The sequence below is a fragment of the Vagococcus fluvialis bH819 genome, from assembly GCF_900163795.1.
In the GTDB taxonomy this organism is placed as follows: domain Bacteria; phylum Bacillota; class Bacilli; order Lactobacillales; family Vagococcaceae; genus Vagococcus; species Vagococcus fluvialis_A.
In genome coordinates this window covers 380,723-401,297 of record NZ_FWFD01000008.1, presented here as the reverse complement: position 1 = coordinate 401,297, position 20,575 = coordinate 380,723, and the positions used below count along the sequence as shown (strand labels likewise).

The window sequence follows — 20,575 nt, the reverse complement described above, 5'->3', positions numbered from 1 at the left end:
CTCATCTTAGTTGCCATTTTAAAAAGAAAAACATGTTATTATTTCAAAGTTATTTAAAGAACTAATCATAACTTTTTAGAGCTTGAAGTAGACTTAAATTTATAATAAACAGTATTTTTATCTATAAAAAATAAAAAAACAAATCAAAGATGAATAGTTTGGTAAAGTGTATTATGAGGGTAAACACCATATTTTCTAATCTTAGTCTCATTTTAAACTGCTCCAAGCTATTGATTAATATGTGATATTCTAATATAATTATAAGATATCTTAAGGTTTTTTTATGAAAAATCTATGGACAAAATAAATGAAGTGTTAAAATTTAAATAAGAAATGAAATCAGTACGGGAATAGAACGGAAAGGAGAATTCTATTGTTTGTTGACAACAAGTTATTAGAAGTTAGAAATTTGCACACTGGTTTTCGAATGAAAGATGATTACTATGATGCAGTGGATGATGTGTCTATCACATTAGACAAAAATGAAATTTTAGCGATTGTTGGGGAGTCAGGTTGTGGGAAAAGTACTTTAGCCATGACGATTATGGGGTTACAAGACCCGAACAAAACTAGAATTACAGGAGATATCATCTATAATGATTTGAATCTCGTTGGGTTAAATGAAACGCTATATAATAAAGTAAGAGGAAATGACATTGGAATGATTTTCCAAGATCCTTTATCAGCACTAAATCCATTAATGAGAATCGGTGATCAAATTGCTGAATCACTATTTTATCATACTGAATTAACGGAAGACCAAAGAAATGAACGTGCGGTTGATTTGCTTGATCAAGTAGGGATTGTTAATCCTAAACGTGTAGCGAAACAATATCCTCATGAGTTATCTGGAGGAATGAGACAACGTGTAATTATTGCGATTGCTATTGCGTGTAAACCGCCAATCATTATCGCAGATGAGCCGACAACAGCGTTAGACGTAACGATTCAGGCTCAGATTTTAGACTTATTAAATGACCTGCAAAAAGAAACAGAGTCAGGGATTATTTTAATTACCCATGATTTGGGTGTTGTTGCAGAAACAGCAGATCGTGTTGCTGTTATGTACGGAGGACAAATAGTAGAAGAAGCACCTGTTGATTTATTATTTAAAAACCCACAGCATCCATATACAAGATCATTACTTAACTCAATTCCACAAGAAGATGCTCATGATAGTGATCTTCATGTGATCGAAGGTGTTGTACCAACTCTTAAAAATATGGAACGTGAAGGCTGTCGATTTGCTGAACGTATTCCATGGATTAAAGAAGAAGAACATGAAAAATCGCCAACCTTACATGAAGTTGAACCAGGACATTTCGTTCGTTGTACATGTTATAAGCATTTTCATTTTAAAGAGGAGAGTGAAGCGTAGTGGGATTAATTCAAATCAAAGATTTAAAAGTACACTATCCTATTCGTGGCGGTTTCTTCAATAAAGTTGTCGATTACGTCTATGCAGTTGACGGTGTTAATTTTGAAATTGAAGCAGGAACTACTTATGGTTTAGTAGGTGAATCTGGTTCAGGTAAATCAACGATTGGTAAAACAATTGTTGGTCTTGAAAAAGCAACTTCTGGTGAGATTATCTTTGAAGATCATGATGTAACTAAACGTAGCGTTCGTAAACAAATTGGTTATAATAAAGACGTACAAATGATTTTTCAAGATTCTATGTCTAGTTTAAATCCAAAAAAACGCGTGATTGATATCATTGCTGAACCGATTCGTAACTTTGAAAAATTATCTGATCAAGAAGAAAAGAAAAAAGTTCAAGGCTTATTAGATATCGTTGGGATGCCGACAGATGCTCTTTATAAATACCCACATGAGTTTTCAGGTGGACAAAGACAACGTTTAGGTGTCGCTCGTGCCGTAGCAACCAATCCTAAATTGATTATCGCTGATGAGCCTGTTTCAGCTCTAGATTTATCTGTGCAAGCTCAAGTGCTGAACTTCATGAAGAGAATTCAAGAAGAATACAATTTAAGTTATCTTTTTATCTCTCATGATTTAGGAGTTGTTAAACACATGTGTGATAATATCGCCATCATGAACAAAGGTCGTTTCGTAGAAATCGGCTCAAGAGAAGATATCTATAATGACCCACAACATATCTATACGAAGCGCTTATTATCAGCGATTCCCAAAATTGATGTGGACAATCGTGCAATACATAAAGAAAATCGTCGTAAAGTCGAAAGAGAGTACGACGAACTTTATAATCATTACTATGATGAAAATGGTCGCGTGTATGACCTACAAACTATCAGCCCAACTCATCGTGCTGCCGTTAAATTGAGCGAAGGAGGAGGAAAATAGTATGTGGAAAACAATATTACGTCGTGTCTTAGCCATGATTCCTCAAATCATTATTTTGAGCTTATTCATTTTTATTTTAGCTAAAGCAATGCCTGGTGATCCGTTTACGGGACGTGTTAATCCGAATACAGATCCAGCAACGATTGAAAGAATGAAAGAATTAGCAGGGTTGAATAATCCTTGGTATGAGCAATATTTTAATTGGGTATCTAATGCTTTAAAAGGTGATTTTGGACAAAGTTTCCTTTATAAATTGCCAGTTACTGAAATTATTGGTTCTCGCGTTGTCAATACCTTATGGCTATCACTATTAACTGTTATTTTAACTTACTTAATAGCATTGCCATTAGGTTTATTATCAGGACGCTACCAAGATTCTATTTTAGACAAAACTGTTGTTGTTTATAACTTCTTTAGTTTTGCGGTACCAATTTTCATTTTTGCATTAATCATGTTATTTGTGTTTGGGTATCGTCTAGAATGGTTCCCAACAACTGGCTCTGTTTCGGCTGGGATTACAGAAGGAACAATGGCATATCAGTGGAGTCGTTTTTATCATATGTTATTACCAGCAATTTCTCAGGCATTATTAACAACAGCCGTTACGATTCAATATTTACGTAACGAGGTAATTGATGCCAAACAAATGGATTTTGTTCGGACAGCACGTGCTAAAGGAGTGCCAACAAACAAAGTCTTTACAAGACACATTTTTAGAAATGCTTCTTTACCAATTGCAGCCCAATTAAGTTATGAGATTGCAGCTTTAATTAGTGGTTCTGTTGTTATTGAGCAAACCTTTGCTTATCCTGGTATTGGTAAATTATTTATTGATGCAATTAAAGGTCTAGATTATACTGTTATAACATCTCTAGTGTTAATTTTAGGGATTGTAACTATTATTGGAAATTTAATTTCTGATATTGTTATGAGTATTGTAGATCCTCGAATTCGTATTCAATAATCATACAAGGATAAAGAAAGGAGAATGATTGTGAGTAAAGAAAAAAAACAAGAAGTAATTAGTGTACCTCCTACAGGTATTAAAATGATTGCAAGAGAATTTAGAAAAGATAAATTAGCTCTATTTTCACTAAGCTTATTAGTGATTCTGTTAGTAGCCATTTTCATTGGTGCTATAGTGGTTGATAAAGATGCGGTTATGAAAGTTGATATTTTAAACAAATACACACCACCTGGTGATGGTTATATTTTAGGTGCCGATGAGGGTGGTCGTGATGTTTTAGGGCAATTGATTATTGGTGCTAGAAATTCAATTGTTATTGGATTTTCAATCACAATTATTACTTCAATTGTTGGGGTAGGATTAGGAATTATGGCAGGTTATTATGGTGGCGTTATTGACACTGTAATTATGCGTATTGTTGATTTTGTTATGATTCTACCAGTTACTATGGTTATTATCGTTTTTGTAACGATTGTACCAAATTATACGGTGTATAATTTTATTATGATTATGAGTTTGTTCTATTGGGTAGCAAAAGCAAGACTTTTTAGAGGGAAAGCTTTGTCAGAAGTCAGACGTGACTATATTAGTGCTTCTAAAACATTAGGAACGAGTGATTTCAAAATTATGTTTGGTGAATTAATGCCAAACTTAAGTTCACTGATTATTACCAACTTAACAATCAATTTTGCCGCAAATATCGGTATTGAAACAACATTATCTTATCTTGGATTTGGGTTGCCTCAATCAACACCAAGTTTAGGAACGTTAATTGGATACGCTGCTAATGGCGATGTTTTATCCGAAAAAACATGGGTTTGGGTTCCAGCGTCAGTTCTAATCCTAGTTCTGATGTTAAGTATAAACTACGTTGGTCAAGCATTTAAGCGTTCAGCTGATGCACGTCAACGTCTAGGATAAAAAAACAAGGGGGAATGAAGGATGAAGTACAAAAAACTAATTAGTGCTGTAGCACTTGGTGCTGTGGTAACAGTAGGTCTAGCTGCTTGTGGCGGCGGAAGTAAAGACGGGAAAAAAGGTAAGAGTGGGGACAAAACAGAAGATATTGCAAAATTCCCAATGAAAACAAGCAATGATGCTAAAGCAATAAAGGGTGGTACTCTTGAAGGCGCAGTAGTAATGGATACACAATTTCAAGGATTATTTGATGCAGCATTTAACTCAGATAATTATGATGCTCAATTCATGAAACCATCTCATGAACCGATATTTGGTTATGATGAAAGATTCCAAATGGATGATTCAGGAATGGCAAGTTTTGAGTTAGATAAAGATGCAAAAAAAGGAACTATTAAAATTATCAAAGATGCTAAATGGTCAGATGGAAAACCTTTAGTAGCTGAAGATATTATCCAACCATACTTAATTATTGGACATCCTGATTATGAAGGAACTGGCGGTATCCGTTATGGAGAAAATATGCAACGTATCGTTGGTATGAAGGACTATAAAGCAGGTAAAGCTGATTCAGTTTCAGGAATTAAAAAAGTTGATGATAAAACAGTCGAAATTACTTATGAAAATGTAGAACCTGGATTATTAACAGCTGACGGTGACGGTGGTCCATGGCAAAATGCAATGCCAGCACACATTTTTAAAGACATGCCTGTTAAAGGAATGGAATAAAGCGAACCAATTCGTAAAAAACCTGTAACATTAGGTGCATACAAAATGACTAATATCAAGCGTGGTGAGTTTGTTGAGTTTGAACCAAATGAATTTTATTATGGAGAAAAACCAAAATTAGATAAAATTATTATTCGTCAAGCTCCATCAAACTCAATTGTTGAAGCCTTAAAAGCAAAAAAATATGATTTTGTTATGTCGATTCCAACAGATAACTATCCATCATATAAAGATGTTGAAGGATATGAAATCTTAGGTCGTGAACAGTTTAGTTATACATACATTGGCTTTAAATTAGGTAAATGGGATAATGATAAAGGACAAGTAGTTTATAATCCAGAGTCTAAAATGGCTAATAAATCATTACGCCAAGCAATGGCTTATGCGGTAGATAATCAAGCAGTAGCAGATAAATTCTACTATGGTTTACGTTCATCTGCCAATTCACTAATTCCACCAGTTTTAGGTGAAATGCACGATGGTGATCTTAAAGGATACACACAAGACATTGATAAAGCTAACAAATTATTAGACGAAGCTGGTTACAAGAAAAAAGATGGTGAAGAATTCCGTCGCGATCCTAAAGGTGAAAAATTAGAAATTAAATTTGCATCAATGGCTGGTGGAGAAACTGCACAACCATTAGCAGAATATTATATGAACCAATGGAAAGAAATTGGTTTAGATGTTAAATTAACAACTGGTCGTTTGATTGACTTTAATGCTTTCTATGATAAGTTGAAAAATGATGATCCAGAAGTAGATGTGTATCAAGGTGCATGGGCTACAAGTTTTAACCCATCGCAAACGTCACTTTACGGTGAAAAAGCAGCCTTTAACTATACTCGTTTTGCTAGTGAAGAAAACAGTAAATTATTGGATGAAATGGATTCAGATAAAGCCTTTGATAATGATTATCGTGTAAAAGTCTTTAAAGATTGGCAAAAATATGCTAGTGAAGAAGCCTTTGCAATTCCTACATTATTCAGAAATGAAGTAATGCCAATGAGTACACGTGTTAAAGGTTTTGATTGGGATATTAAAAAAGATAACACTGCTTGGGCAAGTGTCGAAGTAACTGCTGAATCAAGAAAATAACATTTATTTTAACTATCAATACAAGAAAAATTTCTTGTATTGATAGTTTTTGTTTTAAAAGTAATGAAAAAAACGTATAATGTTTATATGACATTTGGATTGAGAGGAAGAAAAGCAAAAATGATTCAAGAATTAATATATTTAATTAAAGACAAGTATGAGATTACATTTAAGGACATCAGTCTTTTGGAACAAGCTTTTACCCATTCATCCTATGTGAATGAGCATCGACATTTGGAAATGACGGATAATGAACGTTTAGAATTTTTAGGTGATGCCGTGTTAGAATTAATTATTTCGGATTACTTATATCACCATTATCAAGATCTACCTGAAGGGAAATTGACTAAATTACGTGCAACGATTGTTCGTGAAGACAGCTTAGCTATGTTTGCTAAGGATTGTCAGTTTGATAAATTTATTCGTCTTGGTAAAGGGGAAGAAAATTCAAACGGGCGAACTCGCTCATCACTTTTATGTGATTTATTTGAATCCTTTTTAGGTGCATTATTTATCGATCAAGGTCAAGCAGCAGCAGAAGACTTTATTGGTCAAGTGATCATTCCAAGAATCGAAGCGGGTGCTTTTTCACATGAGATGGATCATAAGACAGCACTACAAGAAGTGTTGCAAAAAAATGGAGACATCCTAATCGAGTATCAATTAGTGAAAGAAGAAGGTCCAGCTCATAGCCGTATTTTCCATGTAGAAATAAATGCAGGTGGAAAACTTTTAGGTGTTGGATCTGGTAAAAGTAAAAAAGCAGCAGAGCAAAAAGCAGCAGAAGTAGCACTAGCAGATATTGCGAGCAAAAAGCAACTATAGGAAGGAGACTAAACTTTAGTGTATTTAAAACGAATTGAAATAGCTGGGTTTAAGTCATTTGCCGACCGAACGATTATTGAATTTAACCAAGGCTTAACGGCAGTTGTGGGACCAAATGGTAGTGGTAAAAGTAATATAACCGAAGCAATAAGATGGGTACTTGGGGAGCAGTCAGCAAAAAATTTGCGTGGGGGAACGATGCCAGACGTTATTTTTGCTGGCTCTTCTTCTCGTGCGGCTTTAAATAGAGCAGAAGTAACACTTGTTCTAGATAACGAAGAGCGCTTTTTACCAATTGATTTTAGTGAAGTTAGTGTGACTAGACGTTTAACTCGTAGTGGTGACAGTGATTTCTTTATTAATAAACAAAGTTGTCGCATGAAAGATATCGTTAATTTATTTATGGATTCAGGTCTGGGAAAAGAATCTTTCTCGATTATCTCTCAAGGGAAAGTTGAAGCTATTTTTAATAGTAAACCAGAAGATCGTCGTGGCATTTTTGAAGAAGCAGCAGGCGTTTTAAAATATAAAACCCGTAAAAAAGAAGCAGAACGAAGATTAAGTGAAACAGATGATAATCTTAGTCGTGTGGAAGATATTATTTATGAGTTAGAAGTCCAATTAAATCCTTTAAGAGAACAAAGTGATACAGCGAAAAAATACATTCATTTTAAAGAACAATTAACAGAAGTGGATGTGAATATCTCTGTTCAAGAAATTGAAAAAAACAAATTGAATTGGGATGAAAAGGAAGCTTCTTTGACTATCTTAATCAAGGATATTGATGAAAAACGCTATAGCCTAAAACAAGCTGAAATTGAATTAGCAAGGTTAAAAGAAAAGCGTGAACAGTTAGAAACTACAGTGGATCAAAAGCAAAGCCATTTATTAGAAGTGACAACTGGCTACGAGCAATTAGAAGGCCAGAAAAAAGTATTAGAAGAACGCCAACGTTTTTCAACGCAGAATAAATCTTCTTACCAAGAAAATTTAATTATGATTGAAACAAAAGAACGTCTTTTAAAAGAAGAAGTTGATTTATTGCTCCTTGAAAAAGAAAAATTAACTCAAAATGAACAGGTATTATTAGCATCAGTAAAAACGCTAAGTGAGCAAATGATGCGTTTTAGTAAATCTGCTAAGGAACAATTAGAAGATTTAAGAAGTGATTACGTTGATGTTATGCAACAACAAACAAATATAAACAATGATTTAAAACATTTAGAAAAGCAATATCAACAAGAAATGGTTCGCAGTGAAAAGGATGTCGCTACTTTTGATCGATTACTTTTAGAAGAAAAAGAAACCAAAAGCTTAAAAGAAAAACAAGCCAAACAATTAAGTAATAAAACAGAGCAAGTCACTCAATTATTAGAAAGTTTCCAAAACAAACAACAAGAAGTTGTATCACTTCGTCAACAAGTAACAGCTAATGAACGACAAATGTATGAAGCTTTAAAAATCTTGCAACAAGGACAAGCTAAAGAAAAAAGTCTGAAAGATTTACAAGCTAACTACTCTGGATTTTATCAAGGTGTTCGTTCAGTTTTAAAAGACCGGGAACAATTAGGTGGCATTGTGGGTGCAGTTGCTGAGTTAATTGAAGTACCTAAAGACATTAGTCTAGCGATTGAAACAGCACTAGGAGCTTCAGCGCAACACGTTATTACGGAAAATGAGCAAAGTGCAAGGCAAGCGATTGCTTATTTAAAACAAAAACGAGTAGGACGAGCAACCTTCTTACCTTTAACAACGATTAAGGCTCGGCAGTTAAACGAAACCATTAAAAGCAGAGTGGCGCAACATTTGGGTTATGTGGGAATTGCTAGTGATTTAATTACTTATGATGACTCGATAAAAAGTGTCATTCAAAATATTTTAGGCCTAACAATCATTGCTAAGGATTTAAAGTCAGCTAACGAGCTAGCCAAGCAAATCAATTTCCAATTTAGAGTCGTTTCTTTAGAGGGAGATGTTATGAATCCTGGTGGTTCGATGACCGGTGGTGCTAGTAAAAATGGACAGAACAACCAACTGTTCTCACAAGGGCACGAATTAAAAGAGTTAGAAAAACAAATAGCTCAAATGACGAAGCTGTATGAAACAAAAGAAGCAGAAGTCAAAGAATTTAAAAATGCCAGTCAAAAAGCTGAGTTTGATTTAGAATCGCTTAGAAAATCAGGGGAAGAAGCGCGTCTTTCTGAACAAAATCTGACTAATGAAGTGAATCAACTTGAAAATAGAAGTATTCAACAAGAAAAAGAACGTCGAGCGTTTGAGTATGAAAAACGGGAATTACAACGTTTCTTAGAAGATTATCAAGAAGAAAAAGAGCAATTAGTTGAAGCCAAAGAAAAGTTAGATGAAAAACAAACAGAATTAGATCAGTTAATGGCGCAAACAAGCCAATTAGAAGAAGAGAACACACTGAAAAAAGAAGTCACACAACAAGAATTAAATAAACAGCAATCAGAATTAGCCGTTTTAACAGAAAAGATTAATCAATTAGTTACTAGAGAATCTGAGAAACAAGCAGAGCAATCAGACTTAACTAATCAAAAAGCAGGGATTGTATCTCAGCTAGATAATCAGTCTCATGAACATATTACTCAAGGTCAAACGAGTCAAAAAATTTATCTAGAGATGGGTAATTTGAAAGAAAATCGAGAATTGATTACTCGTTCACTAGAAGAGTTAAAAGGGCAACGAGAAGAATTATACAAAGAAATTGAATCACTAGAGCAAGAAGTTGTCCTTAAAAATCAAAACATACAAAAAGTGATGGATGAAAAAACTAGCTTAGAAGTAGCAAAAAATAGTTCAGGTATTGCTTTAGATGCCTGCCTAACATATCTTCAAGAAGAATATGGTATGACTTATGAAGGTGGTAAGGCACTTTATCCAAATAGTGTTGATTTTGAAGAAGGCAAAGAAAAGATTCTGATTTTGAAGGCGAACATTCAACAATTAGGTGTGGTCAATGTCGCCTCGATTGAGCAATATGAAGAGGTTAATGAGCGATATCAATTCCTCGTTAGTCAGCAAGAAGATTTAGTGCTTGCAAAAAATGAATTGTTTGAGACAATGAATGAAATGGACGAACTTGTTATTAAAAAATTCCATGATGTATTCTGTGATATTAGGGAAGAGTTTAGAGTAGTATTTCCTAACATGTTTGGCGGAGGGCATGCAGATTTAGTATTAACGGATCCAACTGATTTACTTCACACAGGGATTGATATTATCGCACAACCACCTGGAAAAAAATTACAAAACTTAAGTTTATTATCAGGAGGAGAACGTGCATTAACGGCAATTGCATTATTATTTGCGATTATCCAAGCTCGTCCAGTCCCTTTCTGTATTTTAGATGAGGTAGAGGCAGCTTTAGATGATGCAAATGTGGCAAGATATGGCAATTATTTGCGTCATTTTGGTGAAACAACCCAGTTTATCGTCATTACTCACCGGAAAGGAACGATGGAAGCTGCTAGTGTGCTATATGGCGTAACAATGCAAGAGTCAGGTGTTTCTAAAATCGTTTCGGTTCATTTAGAAGAATTAGAGAATCAAGAATTATTAGATAACCTTTAAAATAGGAGGATATAGATGATTAAATTAGTCGCCATTGATTTAGATGGTACATTGTTAACAGATGAAAAAAAGATTACAGATCGTAATAAAGAAGTACTAACAAAAGCGAAACAACAAGGAACAAAAATCGTCTTATGTACTGGACGTCCCTTGATTGCGATTGAAACATATTTAAATCGTTTAGAATTAAGAGATGCTGGTGATTACAGTATTACATTTAATGGTGGTGCCATTCAAAAAAATGATACGGGAGAAGAGTTACTTTCTTATTCATTAAGCCTTGCTGAAGTTACACAAATGGCAGAGGTGATGACTGAATTAGACTTACCGTTAGATATTATATCAGTAGATACATGTATTAATCTAACGACATCAGAAAGCAAAGAATCCATTTATCACACATTAAATCCGATTTTAACGTATAAAACAATGAGACCAGAAGAGCTGACAGAAGATATCATCTTCAATAAAATGGTGGTTGGGGTTGAGCCAGAGTATTTAGATGAGAAATTAAAAGGTTTAGCACCTGAATGGAAAGAAAAATTTAATATCATGAAGTCACGTCCGTGCTTGCTTGAAATCATTCATAAAGACGTAAGTAAATCAAACGGAATTGCGTTACTTGCTAAAGAATTAGGGATTGAGCAATCAGAAGTAATGGCAATTGGTGATGAGGAAAATGATATTTCCATGATTGAATATGCTGGAATGGGTGTTGTAATGGAAAACGGAAATGATACGGTTAAAAAATTAGCTCAGTTCATTACAAAATCAAATGAAGAAGACGGTGTTGCTTATGCCGTTGAAAAATTTGTATTAAGAGATTAAAGGAGGTTTATGATGGGATTTTTTGATAAGATAAAAAAAGCTGTCTTGGGTGAGAAACCTGCTGAAATTGAAAAACAAGAGCAGATAGTGGAAGAGGAAATTGTAGCTGAATCGCTAGAGACTCCTCAACTAGAGGAAACGACAGAACCAGTAATCGAAGAAATTACTGAAACAACTATTTCTGAGTCAATTAAAATTGAAGAAGAATCTAATCAATCAATTGAAGTAGAAGAACCAAAGCAGATTGCAGAAGAAATTAAAGTTGAAGTTCTAGAACCAGTTGCTGAACCAGAACCAGTTAAAGTGGAAATCGAACAACCAAAAGAAGAGCATGTGGTAGCAGAAACAACGGTTGAAAAATATGATAAAGGTTTAGAAAAATCACGTAAAACATTCGGTCAATTTATGAATAATTTATTCTCTAATTTCCGTATGGTAGATGACGAGTTTTTCGAAGACTTAGAAGAATCTTTAATTAGTGCAGATGTTGGTTTTGAAACAGCGATGCGTATCTCAGATGAACTTCAAGAAGAAGTGAAACTGAAGAATGTAAAAAAACAAGCTGACGTTCAAAATACCATTATTGAAAAATTAGTTGAGATTTATGAAGCTGAAGGTACAGAAGAAAATAACAATCTAAATATTCAAAAAGAAGGTCCAACAATTATTTTATTTGTTGGGGTGAATGGTGTAGGTAAAACAACGAGTATTGGAAAATTGGCTCATCGATACAAACTGGAAGGTAAGAAAGTTTTACTAGCAGCAGCCGATACCTTTAGAGCAGGGGCGATTGATCAATTAGTTGTTTGGGGAGATCGTGCGGGTGTAGATGTTGTTAAACATGGTGCTGGGAGTGATCCCGCTGCTGTGGTTTTTGATGCTGTAGAAAAAACTAAAAAAGAAGATTATGATATTCTATTAGTTGATACAGCTGGACGTTTACAAAATAAAGTTCATTTGATGAAAGAATTAGAAAAAATGAAACGTGTCATCGAGCGAGAATATCCCTCAGCACCTCATGAAGTTTTATTGGTGGTAGATGCAACGACTGGTCAAAATGCTATGGTTCAAGCTAAAGAATTCAAAGATACCACGGATGTCACTGGAATTGTTCTTTCTAAATTAGATGGAACAGCTAAAGGTGGGATGGTTCTAGCTATTCGCAACGAATTACATCTACCCGTTAAATTAGTCGGATTAGGCGAAAAAATTACAGACTTAGAAGACTTCGATCCAAATCAATTTGTCTACGGATTATTTAAAGACCTAATGGAAATGCATGAAGACTAGAGTGCATTTTTGAGCGTTCTGCTCTGAGTAACTGGAAGTATCAATAATCAATCGGTTTGTGATTGACTATTGATAGTGAAGTTACCGAAAGAGCAGCTCAAAAAATGCCGGACTACTAAGAGTTTCTTTATGAGCGTTCTGCTCTGAGTCACTGGAATAAGTTTTATAAAACCAAAAGATAACTGTCAGAAATTGACGGTTATTTTTTTATTTATGAATGTTTTTGATTGAAAAAGAATGTATTTGATAGTATTATAAAAGTATGGAGTGATCATTATGTTAACGGAAGAAAGACAACAAGCGATTTTATCTTTGTTAAATGAAAAAAATATCATCAAAACAAGAGAATTAATGTCATCATTAGACGTTTCAGAATCAACAATCCGTCGTGATTTACAAGAGATGGAAGCAGAAGGTATTTTAAGACGTGTTCATGGTGGTGCTAAACGAACGATTAAACTAGAAGCGGAATTAGATATGACAGAAAAATCCGCCAAAAACCTTCACGAAAAGAATTTAATCGGTGCCTATGCTGCCTCACTTGTTACAGAAGGAGAGTTTATCTACCTAGATGCGGGGACAACAACTTATGAAATGTTACCGTTTTTGAAGGATAAAAAAATCCATGTTGTGACTAATTCTGTTCAACATGCCAGTGTAGGGATTGATTTAGGACTTCAAATAACGATGATTGGTGGAACGATTAGAAATACCACAAAAGCAGCAGTCAGTCATCAAGCCATTGAACAAATAAAAATGTGTTATTTTGATAAGGCTTTTATGGGAGCTAATGGTGTTCATGATGAATACGGTTATACAACAGTAGATGCTGAAGAAGCCGCAATTAAAAAAGTTGCTATGCATCAAGCGCAACATGTTTTTGTTTTAGCAGATGGAACAAAGATCGATAAAGTAAACTTTTCTAAAATTGGTAATATTGAAGAAGCGTTACTTATCACAGATTCTTTACAAGAAGATCAAAAAGAACGTCTCCAAAATAAAACAACAATCAAGGAGGTTTTAAAATGATTTATACAGTGACCTTAAATCCAGCCATTGATTATGTGATTCGAGTGCCTGAATTTCAAGTCGATCAACTGAATAAGACAACGGAAGAATATAAATTTCCAGGTGGTAAAGGGATTAATGTGTCTAGAATTTTAAAAAATTTAGGGATAGAATCAACTAACTTAGGTTTTGTTGGTGGATTTACAGGTTCTTTTATTAGGAATAAATTAAGTGAAGAACGACTAATTACAGATTTTATTGAAGTCCCTGGGGATACACGAATTAATATCAAGTTGAAAAGTGATGTTGAAACAGAGATTAATGGTCAAGGACCAACAATTGAAAGGATTCATTTACAAGCCTTAAAAGCTCAACTGTCAGATTGTACAACAACTGATTTAATTGTTTTTTCTGGAAGTATTCCTAAAGGTTTATCTGAAGATGTCTATCTAGATTTGGTTCAATTAGTAAGCGAGTTAGAGGTTCCATTTGTCGTAGATATTAGCAGTGAGAAAATGCTCGATATATTAAAATTTGGACCAGTTCTGATTAAACCAAATCATCATGAATTAGCAGACATATTTAAAGTATCTTTTAATAATTTTGAAGAAATGATTCCATATGGCCAAAAGCTAGTGGGAATGGGAGCAAAAAATGTTTTACTGTCAATGGGGAAAGATGGGGCAGCCTTATTCAATGAAACAGGAGTTTATCGAGCACCTGGGTTAATTGGAAATCTAAAAAATTCAGTTGGAGCAGGGGATTCAATGGTTGCAGGCTTTGTTAGTCAAGTATCTCAAGGAGATGATACGTTAGAAGCCTTCAAATACGGTGTGGCATCAGGAAGTGCGACAGCTTTTAATGATGATTTAGCACCGGGAAAAGATATTTTAGCATTAGTCGAAAAAGTTAAAATAAATAAATTAACGTGATAAAAAAATAGGGGGATTAACGATGAAAGTAACGGATTTATTAGTAGCGGATTGCATGATCATGGATTTAAAAGCGACCGATAAAAAGTCTGCGATTAAAGAAATGGTGAGTAAGTTACACAAAGCAGGTCGCATTAGTGATCAAGAGGTCTTTGAAGCAGGTATTATCAAACGTGAGGAGCAAACGTCAACTGGTTTAGGGGACGGAATAGCGATGCCTCATTCTAAAAATAGTGCAGTGGTTAAGCCAACTGTGTTATTTGCTAAAAGTTCAAGAGGTGTTGATTACGAAGCACTAGATGGTCAACCAACGTTTCTATTTTTTATGATTGCAGCACCAGAAGGAGCAAATGACACACATCTACAAGCTTTAGCTGGATTATCTCGTTTACTTTTAAATCCAGAGTTAATTACCTCATTAAAAAAAGCCATAAATTCAGAAGAAGTTATTTCAATTTTTGATATGGCACAAAAAGAATACGATAAAGCGCAAGCGGCAGAAGAGGCGGAAATTCCAACAGAAACAGATCGTCCTTTTGTTATTGCTGTAACAGCCTGTCCGACAGGGATTGCCCATACTTATATGGCAGAAGATGCGTTAAAAAATAAAGCCAAAGAGATGAATGTAGAGATTAAAGTTGAAACAAATGGTTCTGAAGGTGTTAAACATCGCTTAACAACTGAGGATATCAAGCGAGCAACAGGAGTTATTGTTGCTGCAGATAAAAATGTCGAGATGGCTAGATTTGAAGGCAAGCACTTAGTCAATCGGCCAGTTAGTGATGGTATCAAAAAAACAGAAGAGTTAATTAATTTAGCCCTTGGACAAGAAGCACCAATCTATCATCATAGTGGAAATGCTCAAGGGGAAGAGCAAACGAATTCCGGTTCTGGTAGTGTTGGTTCTCAAATTTATAAACACCTGATGAACGGAATTAGTCATATGTTACCATTTGTTATTGGTGGGGGAATTATTATTGCCTTATCATTCATGGTGGATCAATTTATGGGTGTTCCTCAAGAAGAATTGTCAAAATTAGGTAGCTATCATGAATTAGCCGCTCAATTAAATACTATCGGTGGAGCTGCTTTTGGCTTTATGTTACCTGTTTTAGCGGGATTCATTGCATCAAGTATTGCAGATCGACCTGGTTTAGTAGTTGGTTTTGCAGCAGGTGCGTTAGCTAATACAGGTGGAGCAGGTTTCTTAGGCGCTTTATTAGGAGGTTTTATCGCAGGTTACGTGGTAGAATTCTTAAGAAAAATTCTTAAGGGTTTACCAAAATCATTAGATGGTATCAAAACTATTTTATTCTATCCTCTTTTTGGAGTATTAATCACAGGCGTAATCATGCTAGTTGTGAATGTTCCAATGGCAGCAATCAATAATGGTTTGAATAACTTCTTAAATGGTTTATCAGGTGGGAATGCCGCCTTACTTGGTGCTTTATTAGGCGGTATGATGGCGATTGACTTAGGTGGTCCAGTCAATAAAGCGGCTTATGTATTTGGTACTGGAACCCTTGCAGCAACGGTTGCTACAGGTGGTAGTCCAATGATGGCAGCAGTTATGGCTGGTGGGATGGTTCCACCACTTGCGATTGCGATTGCAACCATTTTATTCAAAGATAAATTCACGAAAAAAGATAAAGATGCTGGCTTGACAAACTTAGTCATGGGATTTTCATTTATTACAGAAGGTGCGATTCCGTTTGCAGCGTCTGATCCATTAAAAATGATTCCGAGTTTTGTTGTTGGTTCAGCTTTAACAGGTGCTTTAGTTGGAGGTGCTGGTATTAAATTAATGGCGCCACATGGTGGGATTTTTGTTATCATGCTAGTTAATAAACCACTCCTTTACTTAGCCTTTATCTTAATCGGTTCATTTGTTAGTGCGATTGTTTTAGGGTTATTGAAAAAGAAAGTATAAATTTTAAAAATAAAAAAGAGAGTGTGACTTATGTTTATGGTCATGCTCTCTTTTTGCGAATAAACGGTGTGACAGAAGTAGCTTCGGCGGAAATAAGCCGAAAATCACAAAAATTTGAAAATCAATTTTCATGATTTCCTTCTTATTTCTTGAAGATGAACACTTTTGTCACGACCTCTTATTTTTTATTAGTTTTGAAACATAATTTTAGAGAAAGATTTTATGAAGTGGTATAATAGTTTACAAATGTAAAAGAAAAAAAGGCATAAGGTGAAGACAAATGAAAGCAATCAAAAATAGATTAGCATCTGAGACGATTAAACCCTTGTTTAAAGAGTTTCGACTTGGTTTAGAAAAAGAAAGCCAGCGTGTGACCCCGTTAGGTGAGTTAGCAAAGACAGATCATCCAAAAAAAGTCGGTTCACGAGATTTCCATCCTTACATCCAAACAGATTTTAGTGAAACACAAATTGAATTAATTACCCCAGTTTTTGAATCAAATGAAGAAACCTTGCGTTTTTTAGGTGCTCTTCATGATGTCACGTTGCGTTCTTTAGATGATAAAGAAAGACTGTGGCCGCTGAGTATGCCACCGGTACTACCGAAATGTAATCGTGGTATTGTGATTGCAAAACTTAGTGATCAAGGGGACGTGAATTATCGTCGTTATTTGGCTAAGGTTTACGGAAAAAGAAAACAAATGGTGAGTGGCATTCATTATAATTTTGAATTTTCAGCAGAGATGATTCAGAAATTATATGAAGAAGCACAAACAGCTCAAACCTTTGAATCATTTAGAACAGAACTTTATTTGAAAACATCTCGTCATTACTTAAGATATCGTTGGTTGATTACTTATTTATTTGGAGCAAGTCCTTTCGCTGAAGAGGGCTACTTCTTGGATGAGCGTCCGGATGAGCCTGTTAGAAGTATTAGAAACAGTCACTTTGGTTATACCAATCGTCCAGAAATCAAAGCATCTTACGAATCAATTGAAAAATACGTAGCTGATATCGAGCATTTAATCGATAATGGTGATTTGATTGAAGCTAAAGAGTTTTATTCTTCTGTGCGTTTAAGGGGAACGGATGATTTAGAAGAGTTATTAGAAAAAGGTGTTTCCTACATTGAACTTAGAAATATCGATTTAGACCCATTTTCTGAATATGGTATTTCAGAAGAAACCTTAACATTCTTACATTTATTTGTAATGACCATGTTGTGGTTAGATGAAAAAGATGAATCTTCAGAAGAAATACTAGCTAAAGGAACATTAATTAATGAAGAAGTTTCATTAGAACATCCGTTAGATCAGACAACTTATTTAAAAGAAGGTCTATGGTTGTTAAAAGAGATGACAGAAATGGCCCAATATATCGGTCTAACAAAAGAACAACAAGCAGTTGTTGAAGTAGCTAAATCAAAATTAGAAAATCCAGAGGAAACATTGGCTGCAAAAATTGTTTTAAAAGAGCAAAAATCAGATATGAGTAATAAAGAATTAGGCACCCAATTAGCTGCAGATTATTACTTAAGAGCTTGGGAAAAACCATACCAGTTATCTGGTTATCGTCAAATGGAATTGTCTACACAAATCTTAATGTTTGATGCGATTCAAAAGGGCGTAAAAATTGAAGTTTTAGATGAAAACGATCAATTTTTAAAACTAATCTTCAACAAAAAAGTAGAGTATGTTAAAAATGGTAACATGACAAGTAAAGATTCTTATGTTGTACCATTGCTCATGGAAAATAAAACAGTGACGAAAAAAGTTTTAGCTAAGGCTGGTTTTAGAGTTCCTTTAGGAAAAGAATTTTCGACAATTGAAAAAGCTGAATTGAGTTATGAGTTATTTGCCAATAAAGGTTTTGTAGTCAAACCTAAATCAACTAACTATGGGTTAGGTATTTCAATTTTTAAAGAGGGTGCTTCATTAGAAGATTATCAAAAAGCTCTAGAGATTGCTTTTAAAGAAGATGCAGACATATTGGTGGAAGAGTTTTTACCAGGAACAGAATATCGATTCTTCGTTTTAGATGGAAAAACAAGAGCCGTCATGCTACGTGTCCCAGCTAATGTAGTGGGAGATGGTGTTCGAAGGATTGAATCGTTAGTTTCTGAGAAAAATCAAGATAGTTTAAGAGGGACGAATCATCGTGCGCCACTAGAGTTAATTCAATTAGGTGATTTGGAACAATTGATGTTAAAAGAACAAGGATTGACAACTGCCAGTGTACCAGAAGAAGGTCAAGTCGTTTATTTACGTGAGAATTCTAATGTAAGTACAGGTGGCGATTCGATTGATATCACAGATGAGATGAACGAAAGTTATAAAAAGATTGCCGAAGCGGCCACAGAAAGTTTAGGTGCGGTGATTTGTGGGATTGATTTGATTATTCCAGATCGAGAGATAGAAGGAACAAAAGAAAGTGACACTTACGGTATTATTGAAGGGAACTTTAACCCTGCGATGCACATGCATATTTACCCATTTTCTGGTAAAAATCGGAGACTGACAATGGATGTATTGCGATTACTGTACCCAGAATTAGGAAAATAAAAGGTCTTTGTTACAAATAAAAAGATGAGATTGACTGCTATACATAGTCAATCTCATCTTTTTTCACCCTACAGTGTCATTGTTTGTTTCGTTGGTTCATCTACTTTTAGTCCAGTTTTTTCTTCCCACCATTTGTTTAAGATATCTACATGGCTATCTGGAAAGTGTGATAAATCAACAGATGTTAAATGTGGATAAGAAAGTGTTAAATTATTTTTTAATTCAGCTAATAAGTTATAATACTGAAATGCTGCAAAATAAATATCTTCTTCATTCTCAGAAACCAAAGCCTCTGGGATTCTTTCTAGCATAAAACCAAAGCTTTTAAAGATAAAACGTAAACCTTCATCTGATCTAGCATCAATTGTATCGATGTCTTTTAGTAACATAATGTGAGCATGTAAAGCTTGGGCTAACTCTTTTTTAATCATTGTATCTTTGTTCATCTAATCACTCCTCTAAAGTATTAATCAAAATTTTAATAATTCTTGATAAAGATTATCCATTAATGATGTCGTATCATTTGATGTGGATTGATTAACAAGGAAAACGACGACATTTTGATTGGTGATATCACCATAAACATAACTACTATAACCACCAGCAGTATCTAATGAAGAAATATTTCCCATTCTAGACATCAAATCATTGTGTTGAATACCAAATAATTCAAGATATTCTTCATCTTTTAGTAAAACACCATTGTTTAGAGACGTCTCAAAACGAGCCACATCTTCTGCAGTAGCGTAAATATTTCCAGCACCTAAAAGAGTACTCATCAATTCTTCCGAATAAACAAGAGTATCTGTTTGATAATTTTTATTTTCTTGATAAAAGTATTCTTTGGGTAATTGAGCATCACTAGGTAAATTATTCCAAAGATAGGTTTGTTTCATATTAAGTGGGTTAAGAATTCTTGTTTGTAAACTTTCTTCGTATGGTCGATCGTCTAATTCCATGATTATTCCCGCTAAAAGAGAATAATTTCCATTAGAATATTGATATGAACGATCATCTGTATATTCACTTGTTTTTAAGGCATTATCTAACTGTTCTTGCTCAGTAACCAGAACAGAATCACTTGCTATTTCGGGCATTACATACCCACTAGTGTGTTCAATTAAGTCACGAATAGTAATCTCATCTGCATGGTCTAAGTCTTCGTAAAATGCATCAATCGTTGTGTTGTAAGAAAGATTATCTTCACTAATCAACTGTGCAATCATAACAGCGGTCATACTTTTTTGTAAGGAAGCGATGGGATAGATGATATCTTTATTATTTTTTATCTTTTGTTTTTCATCAGCCATTCCATAACTCTGTGTATAAACAGATTCACCATTTTTCATCATAACAAGAGTGCCGAACATATTAGATTCATCAATAAGTGTATCAATATCATCCATGACTATTTCTTGCTTAGTTGACTTGATTTTAGATTCTGCATGAAAGGAGTTTTTTTTAGAAATAGCACCAAATAATATAAGAGAAACTAAGGAAACAGAAGCGACAAGGACCAAAACTTTTTTTTCTTTTAATTTATTGAACGTCATATCTTACCTCGCTTAATT

At 34.4% G+C, this 20,575-nt stretch carries 14 protein-coding genes and 1 pseudogene; 13 read left to right on the top strand and 2 right to left on the bottom strand.

Annotation, left to right across the window (positions count from 1 at the left end; all coding sequences use genetic code 11):
• Positions 1-427: 427 nt before the first annotated feature.
• The 13 genes and pseudogenes from FM121_RS06015 (at position 428) to gshAB (ending at position 19,004) form a co-directional block, all read left to right on the top strand.
• Positions 428-1,378 carry an ABC transporter ATP-binding protein gene (locus tag FM121_RS06015; RefSeq protein ID WP_179203810.1) on the top strand — a complete coding sequence of 317 codons (951 nt, stop codon included), beginning with the start codon at positions 428-430 and terminating at the stop codon, positions 1,376-1,378.
• Entirely contained in the window at positions 1,378-2,325 is a 948-nt protein-coding gene (locus tag FM121_RS06010; protein WP_086951254.1) for an ATP-binding cassette domain-containing protein, read from the top strand. The genes FM121_RS06015 and FM121_RS06010 overlap by 1 nt, the downstream gene beginning before the upstream one ends.
• 1 nt (position 2,326) lies before the next feature.
• Positions 2,327-3,289, top strand: a complete 963-nt coding sequence (gene opp4B, locus FM121_RS06005) for an oligopeptide ABC transporter permease (RefSeq protein WP_086951253.1) — start codon at positions 2,327-2,329, stop codon at positions 3,287-3,289.
• Between the two features lie 24 nt (positions 3,290-3,313).
• On the top strand, positions 3,314-4,213 hold the full coding sequence (locus FM121_RS06000) for an ABC transporter permease (RefSeq protein ID WP_086951252.1): 900 nt from the start codon (positions 3,314-3,316) through the stop codon (positions 4,211-4,213).
• Between the two features lie 21 nt (positions 4,214-4,234).
• Positions 4,235-6,037: pseudogene (locus FM121_RS05995) on the top strand (oligopeptide ABC transporter substrate-binding protein).
• Between the two features lie 120 nt (positions 6,038-6,157).
• A complete protein-coding gene (rnc, locus tag FM121_RS05990) occupies positions 6,158-6,862 on the top strand; it encodes a ribonuclease III (RefSeq protein ID WP_086951320.1) in 705 nt (234 codons plus the stop codon).
• 18 nt (positions 6,863-6,880) lie between these two features.
• Complete coding sequence (smc, locus tag FM121_RS05985; RefSeq protein ID WP_086951251.1) at positions 6,881-10,456, top strand: chromosome segregation protein SMC; 3,576 nt, start codon at positions 6,881-6,883, stop codon at positions 10,454-10,456.
• A gap of 15 nt (positions 10,457-10,471) precedes the next feature.
• Positions 10,472-11,284, top strand: coding sequence for a Cof-type HAD-IIB family hydrolase (locus FM121_RS05980; protein WP_086951250.1), 813 nt, complete (start codon positions 10,472-10,474; stop codon positions 11,282-11,284).
• A 12-nt stretch (positions 11,285-11,296) separates the two neighbouring features.
• Positions 11,297-12,574 (top strand): signal recognition particle-docking protein FtsY, encoded by a 1,278-nt coding sequence (ftsY, locus tag FM121_RS05975; RefSeq protein WP_086951249.1) that lies wholly within the window; start codon positions 11,297-11,299, stop codon positions 12,572-12,574.
• Positions 12,575-12,850: 276 nt separating this feature from the next.
• Positions 12,851-13,603: a DeoR/GlpR family DNA-binding transcription regulator gene (locus tag FM121_RS05970; protein WP_086951248.1), complete on the top strand. Its 753-nt coding sequence runs from the start codon at positions 12,851-12,853 to the stop codon at positions 13,601-13,603.
• Complete coding sequence (pfkB, locus tag FM121_RS05965) at positions 13,600-14,514, top strand: 1-phosphofructokinase (RefSeq protein WP_086951247.1); 915 nt, start codon at positions 13,600-13,602, stop codon at positions 14,512-14,514. Before FM121_RS05970 ends, pfkB begins: the two co-directional genes overlap by 4 nt.
• A gap of 22 nt (positions 14,515-14,536) precedes the next feature.
• A complete protein-coding gene (locus FM121_RS05960) occupies positions 14,537-16,444 on the top strand; it encodes a PTS fructose transporter subunit IIABC (RefSeq protein ID WP_086951246.1) in 1,908 nt (635 codons plus the stop codon).
• A gap of 280 nt (positions 16,445-16,724) precedes the next feature.
• Positions 16,725-19,004, top strand: coding sequence for a bifunctional glutamate--cysteine ligase GshA/glutathione synthetase GshB (gene gshAB, locus FM121_RS05955; RefSeq protein WP_086951245.1), 2,280 nt, complete (start codon positions 16,725-16,727; stop codon positions 19,002-19,004).
• A 68-nt stretch (positions 19,005-19,072) separates the two neighbouring features.
• Here gshAB and FM121_RS05950 read toward each other — a convergent pair whose 3' ends face one another.
• On the bottom strand, positions 19,073-19,450 hold the full coding sequence (locus FM121_RS05950; protein ID WP_086951244.1) for a hypothetical protein: 378 nt from the start codon (positions 19,448-19,450) through the stop codon (positions 19,073-19,075).
• A 24-nt stretch (positions 19,451-19,474) separates the two neighbouring features.
• Positions 19,475-20,557, bottom strand: a complete 1,083-nt coding sequence (locus tag FM121_RS05945) for a serine hydrolase domain-containing protein (protein ID WP_086951243.1) — start codon at positions 20,555-20,557, stop codon at positions 19,475-19,477.
• Positions 20,558-20,575 lie beyond the last annotated feature (18 nt).

Coding starts and splice junctions, on each gene's coding strand:
- pfkB (WP_086951247.1), top strand. CDS start 13,600: ATGATTTATACAGTGACCTTAAATCCAGCCATTGATTATGTGATTCGA.
- FM121_RS05950 (WP_086951244.1), bottom strand. CDS start 19,450: ATGAACAAAGATACAATGATTAAAAAAGAGTTAGCCCAAGCTTTACAT.
- gshAB (WP_086951245.1), top strand. CDS start 16,725: ATGAAAGCAATCAAAAATAGATTAGCATCTGAGACGATTAAACCCTTG.
- FM121_RS05945 (WP_086951243.1), bottom strand. CDS start 20,557: ATGACGTTCAATAAATTAAAAGAAAAAAAAGTTTTGGTCCTTGTCGCT.
- rnc (WP_086951320.1), top strand. CDS start 6,158: ATGATTCAAGAATTAATATATTTAATTAAAGACAAGTATGAGATTACA.
- FM121_RS06015 (WP_179203810.1), top strand. CDS start 428: ATGAAAGATGATTACTATGATGCAGTGGATGATGTGTCTATCACATTA.
- FM121_RS06000 (WP_086951252.1), top strand. CDS start 3,314: ATGATTGTGAGTAAAGAAAAAAAACAAGAAGTAATTAGTGTACCTCCT.
- FM121_RS05970 (WP_086951248.1), top strand. CDS start 12,851: ATGTTAACGGAAGAAAGACAACAAGCGATTTTATCTTTGTTAAATGAA.
- FM121_RS05960 (WP_086951246.1), top strand. CDS start 14,537: ATGAAAGTAACGGATTTATTAGTAGCGGATTGCATGATCATGGATTTA.
- opp4B (WP_086951253.1), top strand. CDS start 2,327: ATGTGGAAAACAATATTACGTCGTGTCTTAGCCATGATTCCTCAAATC.
- FM121_RS05980 (WP_086951250.1), top strand. CDS start 10,472: ATGATTAAATTAGTCGCCATTGATTTAGATGGTACATTGTTAACAGAT.
- ftsY (WP_086951249.1), top strand. CDS start 11,297: ATGGGATTTTTTGATAAGATAAAAAAAGCTGTCTTGGGTGAGAAACCT.